At 40.9% G+C, this 16,352-nt stretch carries 18 protein-coding genes and 1 riboswitch; of the genes, 10 read left to right on the top strand and 8 right to left on the bottom strand.

The window, feature by feature from the left end:
• Positions 1–30 precede the first annotated feature (30 nt).
• Both ACXAD1_RS11000 and ACXAD1_RS10995 read right to left on the bottom strand, forming a co-directional pair.
• Positions 31–1,044 carry an AI-2E family transporter gene (locus tag ACXAD1_RS11000; protein WP_244671162.1) on the bottom strand — a complete coding sequence of 338 codons (1,014 nt, stop codon included), beginning with the start codon at positions 1,042–1,044 and terminating at the stop codon, positions 31–33.
• A gap of 37 nt (positions 1,045–1,081) precedes the next feature.
• Complete coding sequence (locus tag ACXAD1_RS10995) at positions 1,082–1,396, bottom strand: hypothetical protein (protein ID WP_211202540.1); 315 nt, start codon at positions 1,394–1,396, stop codon at positions 1,082–1,084.
• Between the two features lie 107 nt (positions 1,397–1,503).
• Here ACXAD1_RS10995 and ACXAD1_RS10990 point away from each other — a divergent pair, with 107 nt between their 5' ends.
• On the top strand, positions 1,504–2,349 hold the full coding sequence (locus ACXAD1_RS10990) for an SDR family oxidoreductase (protein WP_206839683.1): 846 nt from the start codon (positions 1,504–1,506) through the stop codon (positions 2,347–2,349).
• Positions 2,350–2,603: 254 nt separating this feature from the next.
• Here ACXAD1_RS10990 and ACXAD1_RS10985 read toward each other — a convergent pair whose 3' ends face one another.
• Positions 2,604–2,936 carry a hypothetical protein gene (locus tag ACXAD1_RS10985; protein WP_244671163.1) on the bottom strand — a complete coding sequence of 111 codons (333 nt, stop codon included), beginning with the start codon at positions 2,934–2,936 and terminating at the stop codon, positions 2,604–2,606.
• 164 nt (positions 2,937–3,100) lie between these two features.
• Here ACXAD1_RS10985 and ACXAD1_RS10980 point away from each other — a divergent pair, with 164 nt between their 5' ends.
• Positions 3,101–4,243 (top strand): metallophosphoesterase, encoded by a 1,143-nt coding sequence (locus tag ACXAD1_RS10980; protein ID WP_206839684.1) that lies wholly within the window; start codon positions 3,101–3,103, stop codon positions 4,241–4,243.
• A gap of 25 nt (positions 4,244–4,268) precedes the next feature.
• On the opposite strand, the gene ACXAD1_RS10975 is transcribed toward ACXAD1_RS10980, so the two are convergent.
• From ACXAD1_RS10975 to pxpB, 5 genes are all read right to left on the bottom strand, one after another.
• Positions 4,269–5,060, bottom strand: a complete 792-nt coding sequence (locus ACXAD1_RS10975; protein WP_206839685.1) for a putative hydro-lyase — start codon at positions 5,058–5,060, stop codon at positions 4,269–4,271.
• Between the two features lie 20 nt (positions 5,061–5,080).
• Positions 5,081–6,271, bottom strand: a complete 1,191-nt coding sequence (locus ACXAD1_RS10970; RefSeq protein WP_206839686.1) for an NRAMP family divalent metal transporter — start codon at positions 6,269–6,271, stop codon at positions 5,081–5,083.
• A 498-nt stretch (positions 6,272–6,769) separates the two neighbouring features.
• Positions 6,770–7,540: a LamB/YcsF family protein gene (locus tag ACXAD1_RS10965; RefSeq protein ID WP_206839687.1), complete on the bottom strand. Its 771-nt coding sequence runs from the start codon at positions 7,538–7,540 to the stop codon at positions 6,770–6,772.
• Position 7,541: 1 nt separating this feature from the next.
• The gene (locus ACXAD1_RS10960) at positions 7,542–8,546 is read right to left on the bottom strand and encodes a 5-oxoprolinase subunit C family protein (RefSeq protein WP_370222651.1); all 1,005 of its coding nucleotides are present in this window, start codon (positions 8,544–8,546) and stop codon (positions 7,542–7,544) included.
• A complete protein-coding gene (gene pxpB / locus ACXAD1_RS10955) occupies positions 8,543–9,253 on the bottom strand; it encodes a 5-oxoprolinase subunit PxpB (protein WP_474910031.1) in 711 nt (236 codons plus the stop codon). The genes ACXAD1_RS10960 and pxpB overlap by 4 nt, the downstream gene beginning before the upstream one ends.
• 335 nt (positions 9,254–9,588) lie before the next feature.
• On the opposite strand from pxpB, the gene ACXAD1_RS10950 reads away from it, so the two are divergent.
• The 8 genes from ACXAD1_RS10950 to ACXAD1_RS10915 all read left to right on the top strand — a co-directional run bounded on the left by ACXAD1_RS10950 (position 9,589) and on the right by ACXAD1_RS10915 (position 16,330).
• On the top strand, positions 9,589–10,311 hold the full coding sequence (locus tag ACXAD1_RS10950; protein WP_370222654.1) for a CBS domain-containing protein: 723 nt from the start codon (positions 9,589–9,591) through the stop codon (positions 10,309–10,311).
• A 136-nt stretch (positions 10,312–10,447) separates the two neighbouring features.
• Positions 10,448–10,490, top strand: a riboswitch (PreQ1 riboswitch).
• A gap of 32 nt (positions 10,491–10,522) precedes the next feature.
• Positions 10,523–11,203 (top strand): 7-cyano-7-deazaguanine synthase QueC, encoded by a 681-nt coding sequence (queC, locus tag ACXAD1_RS10945; protein WP_312886191.1) that lies wholly within the window; start codon positions 10,523–10,525, stop codon positions 11,201–11,203.
• 3 nt (positions 11,204–11,206) lie between these two features.
• Positions 11,207–11,683 carry a 6-carboxytetrahydropterin synthase QueD gene (gene queD / locus ACXAD1_RS10940; RefSeq protein WP_206839694.1) on the top strand — a complete coding sequence of 159 codons (477 nt, stop codon included), beginning with the start codon at positions 11,207–11,209 and terminating at the stop codon, positions 11,681–11,683.
• The gene (queE, locus tag ACXAD1_RS10935) at positions 11,676–12,407 is read left to right on the top strand and encodes a 7-carboxy-7-deazaguanine synthase QueE (RefSeq protein WP_206839696.1); all 732 of its coding nucleotides are present in this window, start codon (positions 11,676–11,678) and stop codon (positions 12,405–12,407) included. The genes queD and queE overlap by 8 nt, the downstream gene beginning before the upstream one ends.
• Positions 12,408–12,557: 150 nt before the next feature.
• Positions 12,558–13,664 carry an ABC transporter ATP-binding protein gene (locus ACXAD1_RS10930; RefSeq protein ID WP_206839697.1) on the top strand — a complete coding sequence of 369 codons (1,107 nt, stop codon included), beginning with the start codon at positions 12,558–12,560 and terminating at the stop codon, positions 13,662–13,664.
• The gene (locus ACXAD1_RS10925) at positions 13,654–14,457 is read left to right on the top strand and encodes an ABC transporter permease (RefSeq protein WP_206839698.1); all 804 of its coding nucleotides are present in this window, start codon (positions 13,654–13,656) and stop codon (positions 14,455–14,457) included. The genes ACXAD1_RS10930 and ACXAD1_RS10925 overlap by 11 nt, the downstream gene beginning before the upstream one ends.
• Positions 14,457–15,260 (top strand): ABC transporter permease, encoded by an 804-nt coding sequence (locus tag ACXAD1_RS10920; RefSeq protein ID WP_206839699.1) that lies wholly within the window; start codon positions 14,457–14,459, stop codon positions 15,258–15,260. Before ACXAD1_RS10925 ends, ACXAD1_RS10920 begins: the two co-directional genes overlap by 1 nt.
• Positions 15,257–16,330, top strand: coding sequence for an ABC transporter substrate-binding protein (locus tag ACXAD1_RS10915; RefSeq protein ID WP_206839700.1), 1,074 nt, complete (start codon positions 15,257–15,259; stop codon positions 16,328–16,330). The genes ACXAD1_RS10920 and ACXAD1_RS10915 overlap by 4 nt, the downstream gene beginning before the upstream one ends.
• Positions 16,331–16,352: the final 22 nt, after the last annotated feature.

Here is a 16,352-nt window from a genome sequence, read left to right as displayed (position 1 = left end):
AAACACACAGCGGGACTGTGTGTTTTTAAATTACTGTATTTTCGGCGGGTTGCTCTTGACTTCAAGAACATCCAGCATAAACACAAACACTGGTATACCTACGATTAATCCCCAAACACCGAAGAAATGTTCAGAAAAAATCAGGACAATAAAGGTATAAAAGACAGGCAAATCCGTTTTGGAAGACATAAGCTTCGGATTTAAAATATACGCTTCAATGGCGTGGATCACCATAATGACAAGTACTATATAAAATACCTGGATGAATCCGCCGAGAGAATAGGCGATTGTACATAGCGGGACAAGCGAAATGATGACACCCGCAACAGGAATTAATCCCAGCAGGAAAATAAGAATCGACAATCCCATTAGCTGAGGAAAGTCCATGATCCACAGTGCAAGTGTTGTCAGGATACAATTCACAGTGGCAATGACAAACTGCGCTTCGATTACCTTTCCGAATGTTTGCACAAATTTACTTCCAAAATACTCGATTTCATTATAAAAGTCAGCGATTTTGCTGTGTTTAAATTTCAAGGTGAATTCGATAAGTTTCGGTTTTTCGAGCAGGAAAAACAAACTAAGTATTAGAGACAGCAATACCTGGATGGCAATATGACTAATATCGGAAAAATACTGAAGCAGGAAGGCAAATCCCTGTTCAAGATATTTCGTAATTTCATTTGTTTCGAGCATTTGAACAATATATGTAATTACTATATTGTCATGTTTTTGGGTGTAAAAGCTTTCAACCTGTTTAAACAGCTGTGATATTTCAGATACAATCAAAGGAAGATATTTGATTATCCCTATAGAAAGCAGGCCGATAATTCCCATGTAAAGGGTAATGACAGTCAGTTTTCTATTCAGTTTAAATCTCGAAAGGACAAGCTTCACAAGCCTATCCATCAAAAATGAAAATATGAATGTAATCAGAATTAAATTAATCATGCTCCTCAACAGGTAAAGAGCCAGGACTATAATTCCAAAAATGATGAATCTTTTTATGCCGTTATTATTTAAAAATGATTTAATCGTTTCCAACTTCATTCCTCCACACTTTTTAAGTTTCTTTAAAATTTCAGGAAATGCGGAGATAATTACTCTGGAACATATATGGGATCATATATTGATTACTTCTGTGAATTGCATCGGAGTTTAGTGCCTGAAAATGTGTCCGGTATACTTTATAATAGGTCAGCTTCACCGTTAATTTTACTGGAGCTGCTAAAGTGCTACTCAAAGCAGGGCTTTTTAGGGCAGGTAAATCAATAACAATGGCATTTTCCTTCAGATGTACATTGAAATCAATCGGCTCCTGGCTTTGCTGCACAGATGAAGACAAACCGGATACAAGCAGGAAAATGCTGAAAAATATGTGTGCCACCTTGTTCATCCTCTTATTATCAATATATTTACTATTTTATAATACTTTTTCATTTAATTATATATCTATTTACAGTCGAAATGGAAAAAATCATTACGCAGAAAGGATGATGATAGTTGGATAGGAAATATGCTGCCATTACAGGCTGTTCCAGCGGGTTTGGAGCCTTGATGGCCATTGAGCTCGCAAAGGATGATTTTCAAGTTATTGCAACAATGAGAAACACGGATAAAAGCAATAAGTTAATGGAGAAAGCTAGACAAGAGGGAGTTCATGAACAGATATCCATTCACGAATTGGATGTCACCTCGTCCTCATCCATTGAAATGTTTAAAAACCTGATCCTTCAATTGCCTTCCATTGATGTTCTAATCAATAATGCCGGCTATGCAGGAGCAGGATTTGCGGAAGAAATACCGCTGGAGGAGTATAGAAATCAATTTGAGACAAATGTTTTTGGAACGTTTGCAGTTACTCAGGCGGTTCTGCCATTTATGCGGAAACAAAGAACAGGAACCATCATAAATGTGAGTTCTATAAGCGGAAGAATCGGGTTTCCAGGCTTATCGCCATATGCCGCATCAAAATTTGCTGTAGAGGGATGGAGTGAATCACTTAGACTTGAAATGAAACCGTTTGGCGTAAATGTTGTGCTGATTGAGCCAGGATCCTTCAGGACCGGCATCTGGACAACTGGAAAAAAGATAGCTGAATCATCCTTGAAAAAAGACTCACCTTATTATCCATATATGACAAAAATTCAACATTACCTTGAACAAGGAGAGCCATTTTATGAAGATCCGATAATCGTTGCGAAAAAAGCAGTGAGCATCCTCAGAGAAAAAGAACCTGCACTCAGGTATCCGGCAGGAAAGGGTGTCCGCACAAGAATACGCCTGAAAAACCTTATGAACTGGAAAAGCTGGGAGAAAATCATATTAAAAACTCTCTACAAACAATAATAGTTTTTTTAAAGTTTTAACTCTAAATTTTATTTAATCTGCTGAGTTGATTGGAGCGGAGAGTACTTGATCCTCGAAAATGCTTATGCATTTTCTTCGTGCGGTGATGATTTACGGAAGACAATTCAATGTACTGCGGGAGGAGAGGGGAATGAGAGATCCCGCAGGCGAACCCGAATAGGCTTTCATTCCTCCCCGCGGAACGTAACGGACATCATTAAAAACTAAAAAAACAGCCTATCATAAAAATAAAATTAACTTATAAACAAATACCCGGTAATAATTATTCCAACGATAAAAAAAGCAAAAGTCCCTGTAAGAAACGGATTGAAATGAATGAAGAAATCCGCTCTTTCTTCTTCATTCATATGAGTCATCAGATTCAGCTTTGAATCTGCAATCACATTATTTGTCCAGGCATCACCCTGTGAAAAAGCAAATAAGCTGAATGCAAAAAGAATAAAGCTGCTGTAGGCAAGAGTATCAAGCAGAGGAAAGTGAAGAAAAAATGAAATACCTGCTGCTAAATTTGATTCTAAAATAAAAAATAACAATGACCAAACCAGGAACTTTTTTTGTTTAACCATGCATGACCTCCTTTTTTCTTTTTCTTTTATAACGAATAGAATGATAAAAAGTTTCAAAATTTTCCTTTTTATCTTCTTTTTACTTAAGTCCCCAATCTCTGATTAATTTTCTTGCATCTAGAGAAAATAAGAAAACTAATCTTTGATCATCTGGGGGAGATGGAATGAAAAAGGGAATGAAAAAATACTTAATCACGCTGTTATTATTCATAGCCCTGCTGATTGTCTGGAACCAGACGGAAGCTGAAGTATCCGGACCGCCAACCATCCATCTGCGCCTGTTGGAAACCACTGATTTGCATGGGAACATGATTGGTTATGATTACGAAGACCGCAGGAAGACAGTGGAGTTTGGGCTTTCAAGAACGGCCAGCTTGATTAAAAAGGCAAGAAATGAGTCGCCTAACTCCCTTCTATTTGATAATGGAGACATTCTTGAAGGGAATGGACTGGATGAATATGCCTATAGAAGCCATCCGCTTGACATGGCTAATGTCCATCCTGTTTTTAAAGCCATGAATACTTTACTTTATGATGCTGCGACGGTGGGAAATCATGAATTTAATTACGGAATTGATTTTATGGAAGAAAGTATCAGGGGAGCTAACTTTCCTTATGTCAATGCCAATATATATGTTGAAGACAGCAATCAGATCGATGAGGATGATCTGAATTATTTTAATCCCTATACCATCATAGAGAAAGAGGTCACAGATACAGCCGGGGAAAAGCATAAGCTGAAAGTTGGAGTCATCGGCTTTATCACACCGATTGTGGCGGAATGGAATAAAGAGTATTTTCGCGGAAACCTTAAAGTGAAAAATATTAAGGAAACTGCCGAGCATTTTATTCCTATTATGAAAAGTAAAGGGGCAGATATCATTGTGGCTCTAGCCCATACCGGTCTCCAATCTGATAAAGGGCTGGATGAAAAAAAGGGCAATTCAGTTCATGCCCTCAGCAAAGTTAAAGGATTAGATGCCATTCTATTCGGGCACAGCCATTCAGTTTTTCCTGTCAAAGATGAACTGCAAAAGCTGCCTGGCATTGACTTAAAGGCTGGTACCATTAACGGGACTGCTGCTGTCCAGGCTGGATACTGGGGCAATCATCTCGGTCTCATCGATTTGAAAATTGTCTTCCAGGATAGCGAATGGAAAGTGAAAAGCAGTGTTTCGTCGATCAGGCCCGTTTACCGGACAATCAATAAAAAAAGCAGGGAAGTCATACCCGCAGACCCAATAATTGAACAGATTATGAAAAAGGATCATCATGATGCCCTTAATTATTTGAAAAATAAAAAGTAAAAGGCGCCCACTGGACGCCTTTTTCCTATAAAACCGAAAATTCTTCATTTTTCAAGTCAGTAATAAACATATGTCCCGGAGCATGAGTAATCATAATCTCCGGCTTCACATGCATGGCGACTGCCTGAGGGGTAACCCCGCAGGCCCAGAAAACTGGTACTTCTCCTTCCTTAATGGTCACAGAGTCTCCAAAATCAGGATGCTGAATATTGTTAATTCCGATTGCTTCAGGATTTCCAATATGGACAGGAGCCCCATGGACAGATGGGAAGCGGCTTGTCACCTGTACAGCTCTAATCGCTTCCTTCTCTGTCATCGGCCGCATACTCACTACCATAGGGCCTTCAAATTGGCCTGCACCCACACACCCAATATTTGTTTTATACATCGGGACATTCCGATTTTCCTCAATATGGCGGATAGGGATATTATTTTTGAGCAATGCGTCTTCGAACGTAAAACTGCAGCCGATCAGAAATGCTACCATATCATCATTCCAATAAGAGGTTATGTCTGAAAGCTCCTCAACGAGCTCTCCGTTTTTATATACCCTGTATTTTGGCAGGTCGGTTCTAATATCAGCATTTGGAGCTGACAGCATTGGCACCGGTGATCCTGGTTCAGTCACATCGATGATTGGACAGGATTTAGGATTACGCTGGCAAAAGAGCAGAAATTCAAAGGCCAGCTCCTTTGGCAATATAGCCAGATTGGCTTGAATAAAGCCATTTGCCATTCCTGCAGTTGGTTTATCCCAATCCTGGACACGGATCAATCTGCGTGCCTCATCGGGATTCAATTGAAAAGGGGAGTTCATATAAAAATCTCCTTTCATGCTTATTTAAATAGCTCAGGGATTCCATTGATTAATGAATAAACCCCCATGTAAGACATGGCAATCACGATAATGACTCCAAAAATCGTCATCCAAAGAGGATGTTTATAATCGCCGACAATTTTGGTTTTATAAGCAGCAATCAGCATTACACCTAATGCAATTGGGAGAATAAGACCGTTTAAGGAACCAACTAAAACCAATATTTTTACCGGTTTTCCGATCAAAACAAAAACAAATGTAGAAATGGCGATAAAACCGACAATGACCCATTTATGATGTTTCTCGACAGCTGGGCTCAATGTCCGAATGAATGATACCGAAGTATAGGCTGCACCGACAACAGAAGTAATGGCAGCTGCCCACATGACTACTCCAAACATCTTATATCCAATATTGCCTGCTGCCAGCTGAAAGACAGAAGCAGGAGGGTTGGATGGATCGAGTGCTAGGCCCTGTGAAACCACACCTAGTGCTGCAAGGAACAGGAAGATACGCATAATGGATGCGATCCCGATTGCACTGACAGAGCTCTTCGTGACTTCCGGAAGAGCTTCTTTTCCTTTGACTCCAGCATCAATTAAGCGATGCCCGCCAGCGAAGGTAATATAACCGCCAACCGTTCCGCCTACAAGCGTAATAATGGCCAGGATATCAATTTTATCCGGCACAAACGTTTTGACAACAGCTTCACCAACAGGTGGCTGTGCCGTAAACATTACGTAAAGAGTTAATCCAATCATGACAAACCCTAAAATCTGTGTGAAACGGTCCATTAATCTGCCCGCTTCTTTTACAAGGAAGATGCCGATTGCCAAAATTCCGCTTAAAAGGGCGCCCATTTCAGGGGATATGCCGAAAATAACATTTGTACCTAACCCGGCACCGGCAATATTCCCAATATTAAAAGCAAGACCGCCCATGACAATCAGGGCAGCAAGGAAATGACCAAGACCCGGAAGAACATCATTGGCAATATCCTGTGCGCGCTTTTCAGAAACGGCAATGATTCGCCAGATATTCATCTGTGCTCCAATATCAATAATAATAGAAATTAAAATGACAAACCCAAAACTCGCAAGCAGGGTTTCTGTAAATACTGTTGTTTGTGTCAGAAAGCCTGGTCCAATGGCAGAAGTGGCCATAAGGAATGCGGCACCAAGCAGTAGACTGGCATTTGATTGCTTTTTCATTCATTTTCCCCCAATAATTCTATTTGTGGTTATCTGTCGTGCTTTTTTACTTTGCACCAACACTATTAGTCTGATTGAGCTTCATTCGAAATTGCTTATTCAGCTCCAGAGGAACTATACCCCCTGATAAATGCCATTGGCGCTTGCTTATTCGGCTTCAACGGAACTATTCCGGGCGATAAGTGCCATTGGCGCTTGCTTATTCGACTTCAGCGGAACCATTCCGGGTGATAAGTGCCATTGGCGCTTACTTATTCGGCTTCAACGGAACTATTCCGGGTGATAAGTGCCATTGGCGCTTGAATTATTCAGCTTCAAAAGAACTATTCCCGACAGTCGCCAGTGAATGCCTTCACACTATCTTATCAAAATTCATTTGGACTATTTCAAGCCGATGAGAACATTCGAATCTCTGCAATAAATAGCTTGATTTATACGGTCATTCAGGAGCATATAAGCAGCAGCACCAATTTTACATTATCTCCATTAATACCTATTTTATTTCAAAAACTCGCTGATTTTTGCTACCTGAATTCCCGCTTCATTCAATGCCTTCGGAATGTATTGAGCAAATTCAAGTGCGCTTTCCCCGTCACCATGGATGCATATTGTATTGGCCTCAATGGAAACATCAGTGCCCTGGACAGAATGAACTTTTCCTTCCTTGACCATGCGGATTACCTGATTTACAGCTGCGCTATGATCTGTAATAAGTGCATTGTTTTCCCTTCTTGAAGTGAGGGATCCATCTTCCTGGTATGTACGGTCTGAGAACACTTCATTTGCAGAGCGGAGTCCAATTTTCCTTCCGGCTTTTACTAATTCACTTCCTGAGAGCCCGAAAAGAATCAGTTCAGGATCCACTTTATAGACCGCTTCTGCGATTGCTTCAGATAACGGTGCGCTTTTTGAGGCCATGTTGAACAATGCACCGTGCGGTTTTACGTGCTGAAGCTTTCCGCCTTCTGATGTAACAAAAGCGTTCAAAGCGCCAATTTGATAAACCACTAAGTCATAAGCTTCCTGAGGGGTTATATTTATATCCCTCCGGCCGAATCCATGCAGATCCTGGAGCCCCGGATGGACACCCAGGCCAACATTCTTCTTTAGTGCCATCTTAACTGTTTTTCGCATGGTCGCAGGGTCGCCGGCATGAAAGCCGCATGCAATATTTGCAGAAGTAATATAATCAAGAATTTCCTCATCGCGCCCCATCTTGTAAGAGCCAAAGCTTTCTCCCATATCACAATTAATGTCTACAATGTGCATCTTAATTTCCTCCTCTGGTTTTTAAAAATATGCCTTGCTTTAATTCCTTTAATTTTATTTCTCTATTAATTAATAACTGCTGAGCCTCTTCATTTGATATTTCTGCAAAACTTAAGGAATCTCCGGGTTTGGCCTGCGCCAGAAGAGGGAGATCGACAGCAGCAACCTGTCCAATTTTTGGGTACCCCCCCGTTGTTTGCCGGTCAGCCAGCAATACAATCGGATTTCCATCCGGAGGAACTTGAATGGAACCAAAGTTTACGGCTTCAGATATTTGCTCAGCATGTTCTGATAGCGAAAGGGAAGGGCCATTTAGTCTGTATCCCATCCTGTCCGATTGTGAGGTCACTTCAAAGGCGTGTTTAAAAAGCTGAACCTGGCTTTCCTCAGAAAATAAATCAAATTGGCGGCCCCTTGTTATTCTGATTTCTGCCGCTGTGTCCGGTATTAGTTCTGATGCAATACCCCAGTCGTTTTCAACAAAAGGCCTATTAAGAATCTGTTTTGACAAATACTCCGTTATTTTCAATGACTGGAGAGAGGGTTTGCCGGTTTCCAGCAGGTCTCCTGACTTTAATGCTCTGCCTTTATAGCCGCCAATGCCTGCTCTCAGGTAAGTGGATTTGCTGTTCATTACTTCAGGAACGGCGAATCCGCCCGCAGCAGCCAGATAGGCCCGGCACCCTTTACGGCACCTGCCGAATTTTAGTTCACTGCCTTTTTTCACAAAAAGGGATCTCCATGTTCGAACAGGCTGGCCATTGATGGAAGGGGAAAGGTCCCCGCCGCAAATCGAAATGAGTATATCTTCTTCAAATGTTAGTACTGGACCCATCATCGTTATTTCTAAAACAGGATCATTTTCATCGTTTCCAGCCAGCAGATTGGCCATCCGGTGTGAAAAAGGATCCATAGACCCGCTGGAAATCACGCCATACTTTTGATAGCCGGTTCTCCCAAGATCCTGGATGCTTGAAAGGAGTCCAGGCTTTAAAACGTTAATCATTGCTCCGTCTCCTCCCAATGATGGTATTCTTCCAGACTGATTGGCTTGAATTTGATATGGTCGCCTGCTTTCAGGAGGGTAGGGGAGTGTTCGGTCGGCCGAAACAATTTAACAGGAGTACGCCCAATCAGCTGCCAGCCTCCTGGCGTCTCAATGGGGTAAATTCCTGTCTGCATCCCGGCAATCCCTACCGTTCTCTCGGGAATCTTTAAACGCGGTGTATCGCGTCTTGGTGCCGCAATTTGTTCTGACATTCCGCCAATAAAAGGGAACCCTGGTGCGAATCCAATCATATAGACCAGATAACTGCCTGAAGAGTGAATTTCAATTACTTCTTCAGGGGTAATCCCATTATGTGCCGCAACAAAATCAAGATCCGGCCCAAATTTCCCGCCATAGCAAACCGGGATCTCAACGATTTGAGGTTCCGGCAAATCATTTTCCTTCAGCTCTTCAATAAGCGGTTTTATCAGTGAACACACGAAATCAAACGGGAGCTGTCCGTTTGAAAGCTGAAAGGCCTCAATTGGATTATAAAAAATGGTTACAGTTGTGTAAGCAGGTATGTATTCAATCATCCATTCGGGAGGATGTTTTTCGAGAAAGGCAGTCAGCGACTGAACTTTCTGATGTGTTTCCAGGCTGATTTCTGTCCCAAGCTCAATAAGAACAGCGTCATCCCCCAAGGGGTGTAAAGTGTATCTCATGATTTCACCAGCTTTCATAGTATATTTGTTGACCTGAGGAATAAAATATTATTCGGTAATAATAAATATTCATTTTCGTTCAGAAGAAATACATTCAATATTCTTTCCTAAAAAAAGGTAAAGTCATGTTTTTTAACGCTAGAACGAAAAAATTTATTAGTAAAGTTATATATTTATGCAATGTCCCCAGCTAAAGAATATAATATTCTATAATAGACTGAAAATTCTATTTGTGCAAATTATTCTTTTAGCAGGCGAACCAATATCTTCAAAGTTTATTTGGTCCATCATTTTGGGAATAGAGGAGGTACATTACCATTTAGGGAGAGATCATATTGGAAGAAGCTATAGAAAAAAACTTATCAGAAAGGTTTGAGGCTGCCTTTAACCGTATTCACAAGGCCTTAAAACAATCTGCTAAAAACGCCAGAACAGATAAATTTTATAAACTTATAGAAATACAGAAAAATCATTCGCTGATTCGATTATACGAAGAAGATTTGCACCAGTTTGCAAAGCTGCGAAATGCTATTGTTCATGAAAAAATAGACCTTGATTACTATATTGCGGAGCCTCATTTCAAGACGGTAGAGAAGATTGAAAGAATTGCCGGCTATTTTGAAAAGCCTAAAACCGCCCTCTCCATAGCTGCAACCCCGGTATTTTATTTCTATGAAGATGGCAAGCTAACTGATGTACTGGCCATCATCAACAAATTTTCACACTCCCAATTCCCGATTTACTCGAGAAATGACGAATACTCATGGCTATTAACTTCTGCGGATATCGTGAAATGGATGGCTGAGCACTTTACTGAAGAAACAATCCAGTTGAAAAAGGTGAAAATAAAAGAGCTTTTCAACAAGAAATCAAAACATAAAATCTCTTTTGCCGGCAAGGATACATCTATCTTTGAATTAGAGGATACATTTGAGGAATCCAGAAATAAAAATGAAAAGCTTGAAGGGATCATTGTTACCGAGAATGGAAAGCCGACTGAAAAACCAAAAGGCATGATTACAGCCTGGGACCTCCTGGAAGCCGATTCCGAAAATTAAAACGCAAAAAAGTGCAAGCAATAGCTGCACTTTTTTTTGGAATAGTTAAACTTTTTTGCTGTATATATTAAAACCTTCTAAAATGCCAATAAAGATGATAATATTAACTGATAGTTCAATAGCAAAATCCGTGTACACGGTAGAGGTTCTAGCTACCCTCTTTAAAAAACTAAGGAAAACAGGTCTGCTTTCTTAGTGGTCCTGTTTTTCTATTTTAAAGGAGAATATTAATATGAAAAATGATAAAGCGATCGTTGTGTTCAGCGGCGGCCAGGATAGTACAACTTGCTTATTCTGGGCAAAGGAACGTTTTGCAGAAGTGGAAGCAGTCACTTTTAATTATAATCAGCGTCATAAGCTGGAGATAGAATGTGCACAGCAAATAGCAAAAGAGCTGGGGATCAGGCACCATATTCTGGATATGTCCCTATTGAATCAGCTGGCACCAAATGCACTGACCCGGGATGAAATTGAAGTAAAGGACGGAGCGGAAGGCGGGCTGCCATCCACATTTGTGCCTGGGAGAAACCTTTTATTTCTGTCATTTGCAGGTGTCCTGGCCAGTCAGACTAATGCAAAGCATATTATAACCGGGGTGTGTGAAACAGATTTCAGCGGCTATCCTGACTGCAGAGATATGTTTATAAAATCATTGAATGTCACACTTAATCTATCAATGGATGCCCAGTTTGTAATCCATACACCTTTAATGTGGCTTAACAAAGCTGAGACATGGAAGCTGGCAGATGAATTAAATGCCCTTGAATATGTGCGTGAGAAAACCCTGACATGCTATAACGGAATTCCGGCTGATGGCTGCGGTGAGTGTCCTGCATGCCATTTAAGGAAAAATGGCCTTGAAGAATACCTCAAAGAAAAGGAGGAGCTTTAAGCCATGTACGGTTTCAGGATTGTTGAAAAACTGCAGAAAATTAATGAGGATATTAAACCCGATCAGCTGAAATACCATCATAAGCGTGTAATGGTCAGCAAGGAATTCACTTTTGATTCAGCCCATCATCTGCATTGCTATGAAGGCAAATGCAAAAACCTGCATGGGCACACATACAAGGTGATTTTTGGCCTAAGCGGATTCGTGGATAACAGAGGGTTAATGATTGATTTCGGAGACATTAAAGAAATCTGGAAAAACGAAATTGAAATATTCCTTGACCACAAGTATCTGAATGAAACACTGCCGCCAATGAATACGACCGCAGAGAATATGGTTGTCTGGATTTATGAAAAAATGGCAGAAAGCCTCCAAAACAGAAAAGAGCAATATAGCGGTGCAAGAGTCGAATTTGTGCGCCTTTTTGAAACTCCTACAAGCTATGCGGAAGCAAGAAGGGAGTGGATGGAGGTTGAGTAAAGTTCCTGTTCTCGAGATATTTGGGCCGACCATTCAGGGTGAAGGGATGGTGATCGGCCAGAAAACGATGTTCGTCCGTACAGCAGGATGTGATTATTCGTGCAGCTGGTGTGATTCCTCCTTTACCTGGGATGGAAGTGCAAAAGACAGCATCCGCCAGATGGAGCCGGATGAAATCTGGAAGGAGCTCAAAGAGCTTGGCGGCGATGGATTTTCCTTTGTGACAATATCCGGAGGTAATCCTGCTCTTTTAAAAAATTTGAGTGAATTCATTTCTTTGCTGAAAGCGGAGAAAATTAAGATTTGCCTGGAAACTCAGGGAAGCCGATGGCAGGATTGGTTTTATGAAATTGATGAACTGACCCTTTCCCCAAAACCGCCAAGCTCAGGCATGGATACAGACTTTGATGTTCTCGATTATATTGTGAATAATCTTCAGACCAAAAGAAAGGCTGGCCAGCAGTTCTCACTGAAGATTGTTGTTTTTGATGATAAGGATTATGAGTATGCAAAAAACGTTCATAAGCGCTATCCCGGTGTTCCGTTTTATCTGCAGGTGGGAAATGATGATACCGTTACAGCTGATGATCGAAATTTGCTGCAGAGATTGCTTGACAAATATGATTGGCTAATTGAAAAAACGATACATGACAGTGATTTGAAGGATGTGAAAGTACTTCCGCAGCTGCATACCTATGTATGGGGCAATAAGCGCGGAGTATAACATAAATAAACCCCGCATCAAAGGATGCGGGGTTTATTTATGTTAAGTATATACAACAATTTATGTCAGATTCCGGGAAATATATGATATTATACGTTTGAACTTAACATTACATAAGTGCTGTAAATTTCGATAGATAGGGAGAGTTAGATGACAGATAACACTATTATTCGGTTTAATTCCGTTACTAAAAGATATGATAATGACCCGCCAGTTTTAAAGGATGTCAGCTTTGAAATTGAACGCGGGAAGTTCTATACCCTTTTAGGGCCATCGGGCTGCGGGAAAACGACCATATTGCGATTGATTGCCGGCTTTACTGAACCTTCTGAGGGGGACATTTATTTTAATGGAAGAATAATAAATAATGTTCCAGCCAACAAAAGGCAAGTAAATACTGTTTTTCAGGATTACGCTCTATTTCCGCATCTGAATGTGTATGAAAATATTGCATTCGGCTTAAAAATCAAAAAAATGAAGAAAGCGGATATTGAGAAGAAAGTTAAAGAAGCGTTAAAATTTGTGAACCTTGAAGGCTACGAAAATCGTGAAATTAAAGAAATGTCAGGGGGACAGCGACAGCGTGTTGCCATCGCGCGTGCGATTGTCAATGAACCAGAGGTTATTCTCCTGGATGAACCTTTGTCTGCACTTGATTTAAAGCTGCGGACCGAAATGCAATATGAACTGAGGGAACTGCAGAGAAATCTGGGCATTACGTTTATTTTTGTCACACATGACCAGGAAGAAGCTTTGGCCATGTCAGATGAAATTTTCGTGCTTAACAGCGGAAGCATCGAGCAAAGCGGAACTCCTACTGATATATATGACGAGCCGATTAATCGTTTTGTAGCAGATTTTATTGGGGAATCCAATATTGTTGCCGGAACGATGATCCAGGATTATCAGGTAAAGTTTGCCGGCAAATTATTTGAGTGTGTTGATGGCGGCTTTGAGCCAAATGAAGATGTTGAGATCGTCATCCGGCCTGAAGATCTGGCTATTACCGCACCGGAAGATGGGAAACTGAAAGTGAAAGTTGACTCACAGCTCTTTAGGGGAGTCCACTATGAGATCAGCTGCTATGACAGCGATGACAATGAGTGGCTGGTCCATTCAACCAAAAAGGCGACAGTCGGGGATCAAATTGGCCTTCATTTCGACCCCGAAGCAATACACGTCATGAGACATGGGGAAACAGAAGAGGAATTTGATAAGCGTCTTGAAGCTTATGAAGAGGGAAGCCATGAGAACTAATTCCCGCAACTTTTATTTAATTCCTTATGTCCTGTGGATTGCTCTCTTTGTTGTAGCTCCATTGCTTCTAGTTCTGTATTATTCTTTTTTTGATATTGAAGGGCAATTCACTTTGGAGAATTATAGAAAGTTCTTTACACCCGTTTATTTAAAAATGACCCTAAGCTCCTTTTGGTATGCCTTTTTAATTACATTATTTTCATTGCTGATCGCTTATCCGACGGCCTATTTGCTTACTAAGACTAAACATAAGCAGCTGTGGCTCTTATTCATTATCCTGCCATCGTGGATTAATTTGCTTTTGAAAGCTTATGCTTTTCTGGGCATCTTTGGTACATATGGGGCAGCGAATGCTTTTTTGGATGCGATGGGAATAGGGGGCAGGCAAATTCTGTTCACTGATTTCAGCTTTATCTTTGTGTCGGTATATATCTTCCTTCCTTTTATGATTTTGCCGATATTTAATTCTTTGGATGAACTGAATCCAACCCTTCTTGATGCTTCCAATGATTTAGGCGGGTCTTCCTGGGTAACATTTAAACGTGTCATTTTTCCATTGACACTTGATGGGGTAAAAGCGGGATGCCAGATCGTCTTTATCCCTGCACTGTCTTTATTCATGCTGACAAGGCTGATTGCAGGAAACCGTGTCATCACTCTTGGAACAGCCATTGAACAGCATTTCCTTGTGACACAGGACTGGGGAATGGGCTCGACCATTGCTGTATTCCTGATTATCGCAATGGTAATCATTATGTTGCTGACAGGCCGAAGAAAGCGGGGGATCTTATAATGAAAAAGAACAGGAAATGGCCGGCGTTTTATTTGGCTTTTATTTTTATCATCCTGTACGCCCCGATTTTTTACTTGATATTTTATTCATTCAACAGCGGAGGGACCATGTATCAATTCGAAGGCTTCACCTTGGATTGGTATCGGGAGCTGTTTGCTGATAGCCGATTGCTCATCATTGTCCTTAATACCGTTATTATTGCCCTTTTATCTGCAGCTATTTCGACGATTATTGGAGTAGCTGGAGCACTTGCCATTGCCTATGCCAGAAAACGCAGAGTGAAAAACACGCTTCTTTCACTGAATAATGTGCTGATTGTCAGTCCGGATGTCATTATTGGAGCCTCGTTTTTGATTCTGTTTACAATGATCGGGCTTAAGCTTGGATTTGTATCTGTTTTGCTTGCACACATAGCATTTAGTGTTCCAATTGTCGTGCTGATGGTTTTGCCTAAAATAGAGGAAATGAGCTCATCCATGATTTATGCAGCCATGGATCTTGGGGCAAGCAGGTTTGATGTGCTCACTAAGGTCATTCTCCCTTATATTACTCCTGGAATTTTCGCTGGCTTTTTTATGGCCCTGACGTATTCCCTCGATGATTTTGCCGTAACTTTCTTTGTTACAGGCAACGGCTTTACCACTTTGTCTGTTGAGATTTATTCACTGGCAAGACGGGGAGTTTCTTTAAATATCAATGCTTTATCTGCTTTGCTTTTCCTATTTACAATCATTCTCGTTACTGGCTATTACTTTATTACGAAACGAAATGAGAAGCCGAATGGAATGGGGGTAAGGCAATGAAGAAGCTTGTTCAGGCGCTCGCTGCCGTTTTAATTGTTTCATTTGCCTTGTTGTACATCGTTTTAAGGCTGAATTCCTCCCAGGGCTACACAAGCGGCAATACTTTGACCATTTTTAACTGGGGCGACTATATAGATGCAGAGCTGGTGGAAAAGTTCGAACAGGAAACAGGCATAAAAGTCATCTATGAGACATTCGATTCCAATGAAGCGATGATGACGAAAATTGAACAGGGCGGCACAGCTTATGATATTGCTGTTCCATCTGAATATGCTATTGAAAAAATGAAAGAGGAAGACCTTTTATTGCCGGTCGACCATTCGAAAATTCCGAATCTGAAATATATAGATCAGCGTTTTATGGACCTGCCTTTTGATTCGGGGAACAAATATTCGATTCCCTATTTCTGGGGCACAGTTGGAATTCTTTATAACACGGATATTTTAGGAGATAAAAAAATCACAAGCTGGAATGATTTATGGGACCCTGAATTTAAGAATCAGATCCTGCTGATAGACGGGGCAAGGGAAGTAATGGGCATGGGTCTCAACAGTCTTCATTATTCCCTGAATGACAAAAATACAGACCATTTGATCGAAGCTAAAGAAAAGCTCGATCGTCTTACACCTAACATTAAAGCTATTGTGGGTGACGAAATCAGAATGCTGATGGAAAATGATGAAGCCGGCATTGGCGTGGTATGGTCAGGTACGGCACAGGAGCTTATGTGGGAGAAGGATAATCTGGAATATGTGCTTCCGAATGAAGGCTCCAATCTTTGGTTTGATAATATGGTCATCCCTAAGACTGCCAAAAATCCGGAAGCGGCCCACCAGTTCATGAATTTTATCCTTGACCCGGAAAATGCGGCACAAAATACAGAATACGTTGGATATTCAACGCCGAATAAAGAAGCACTGAAATATATGGACGAAGAAACAATCTCAGATGAACGATTCTATCCGGATGAAGAAATGACAGCCCGGCTGGAGGTATATGAGAATCTGGGAAAAAGGATGCTTGCTTATTATAATGAGCTTTTCCTTGAGTTTAAAATGCATTCAAAGTAATGTACTGCCAGGATTAATTCCT

It is taken from the genome of Cytobacillus sp. ABV4_503 (assembly GCF_056158445.1).
The sequence above is the reverse complement of the archived record's forward strand: the minus strand, read 5'-3'. Positions and strand labels throughout refer to the sequence as shown.

Bases quoted from the DNA above. Each gene is read 5' to 3' on its own strand.
- ACXAD1_RS10985 (WP_244671163.1), bottom strand. From the start codon at position 2,936: ATGGTTAAACAAAAAAAGTTCCTGGTTTGGTCATTGTTATTTTTTATT.
- ACXAD1_RS10915 (WP_206839700.1), top strand. From the start codon at position 15,257: ATGAAGAAGCTTGTTCAGGCGCTCGCTGCCGTTTTAATTGTTTCATTT.
- ACXAD1_RS10920 (WP_206839699.1), top strand. From the start codon at position 14,457: ATGAAAAAGAACAGGAAATGGCCGGCGTTTTATTTGGCTTTTATTTTT.
- ACXAD1_RS10925 (WP_206839698.1), top strand. From the start codon at position 13,654: ATGAGAACTAATTCCCGCAACTTTTATTTAATTCCTTATGTCCTGTGG.
- ACXAD1_RS10965 (WP_206839687.1), bottom strand. From the start codon at position 7,540: ATGCACATTGTAGACATTAATTGTGATATGGGAGAAAGCTTTGGCTCT.
- ACXAD1_RS10995 (WP_211202540.1), bottom strand. From the start codon at position 1,396: ATGAACAAGGTGGCACACATATTTTTCAGCATTTTCCTGCTTGTATCC.
- ACXAD1_RS10930 (WP_206839697.1), top strand. From the start codon at position 12,558: ATGACAGATAACACTATTATTCGGTTTAATTCCGTTACTAAAAGATAT.
- queD (WP_206839694.1), top strand. From the start codon at position 11,207: ATGTACGGTTTCAGGATTGTTGAAAAACTGCAGAAAATTAATGAGGAT.
- ACXAD1_RS10975 (WP_206839685.1), bottom strand. From the start codon at position 5,060: ATGAACTCCCCTTTTCAATTGAATCCCGATGAGGCACGCAGATTGATC.
- ACXAD1_RS10980 (WP_206839684.1), top strand. From the start codon at position 3,101: ATGAAAAAGGGAATGAAAAAATACTTAATCACGCTGTTATTATTCATA.
- pxpB (WP_474910031.1), bottom strand. From the start codon at position 9,253: ATGAGATACACTTTACACCCCTTGGGGGATGACGCTGTTCTTATTGAG.
- ACXAD1_RS10960 (WP_370222651.1), bottom strand. From the start codon at position 8,546: ATGATTAACGTTTTAAAGCCTGGACTCCTTTCAAGCATCCAGGATCTT.
- ACXAD1_RS10970 (WP_206839686.1), bottom strand. From the start codon at position 6,271: ATGAAAAAGCAATCAAATGCCAGTCTACTGCTTGGTGCCGCATTCCTT.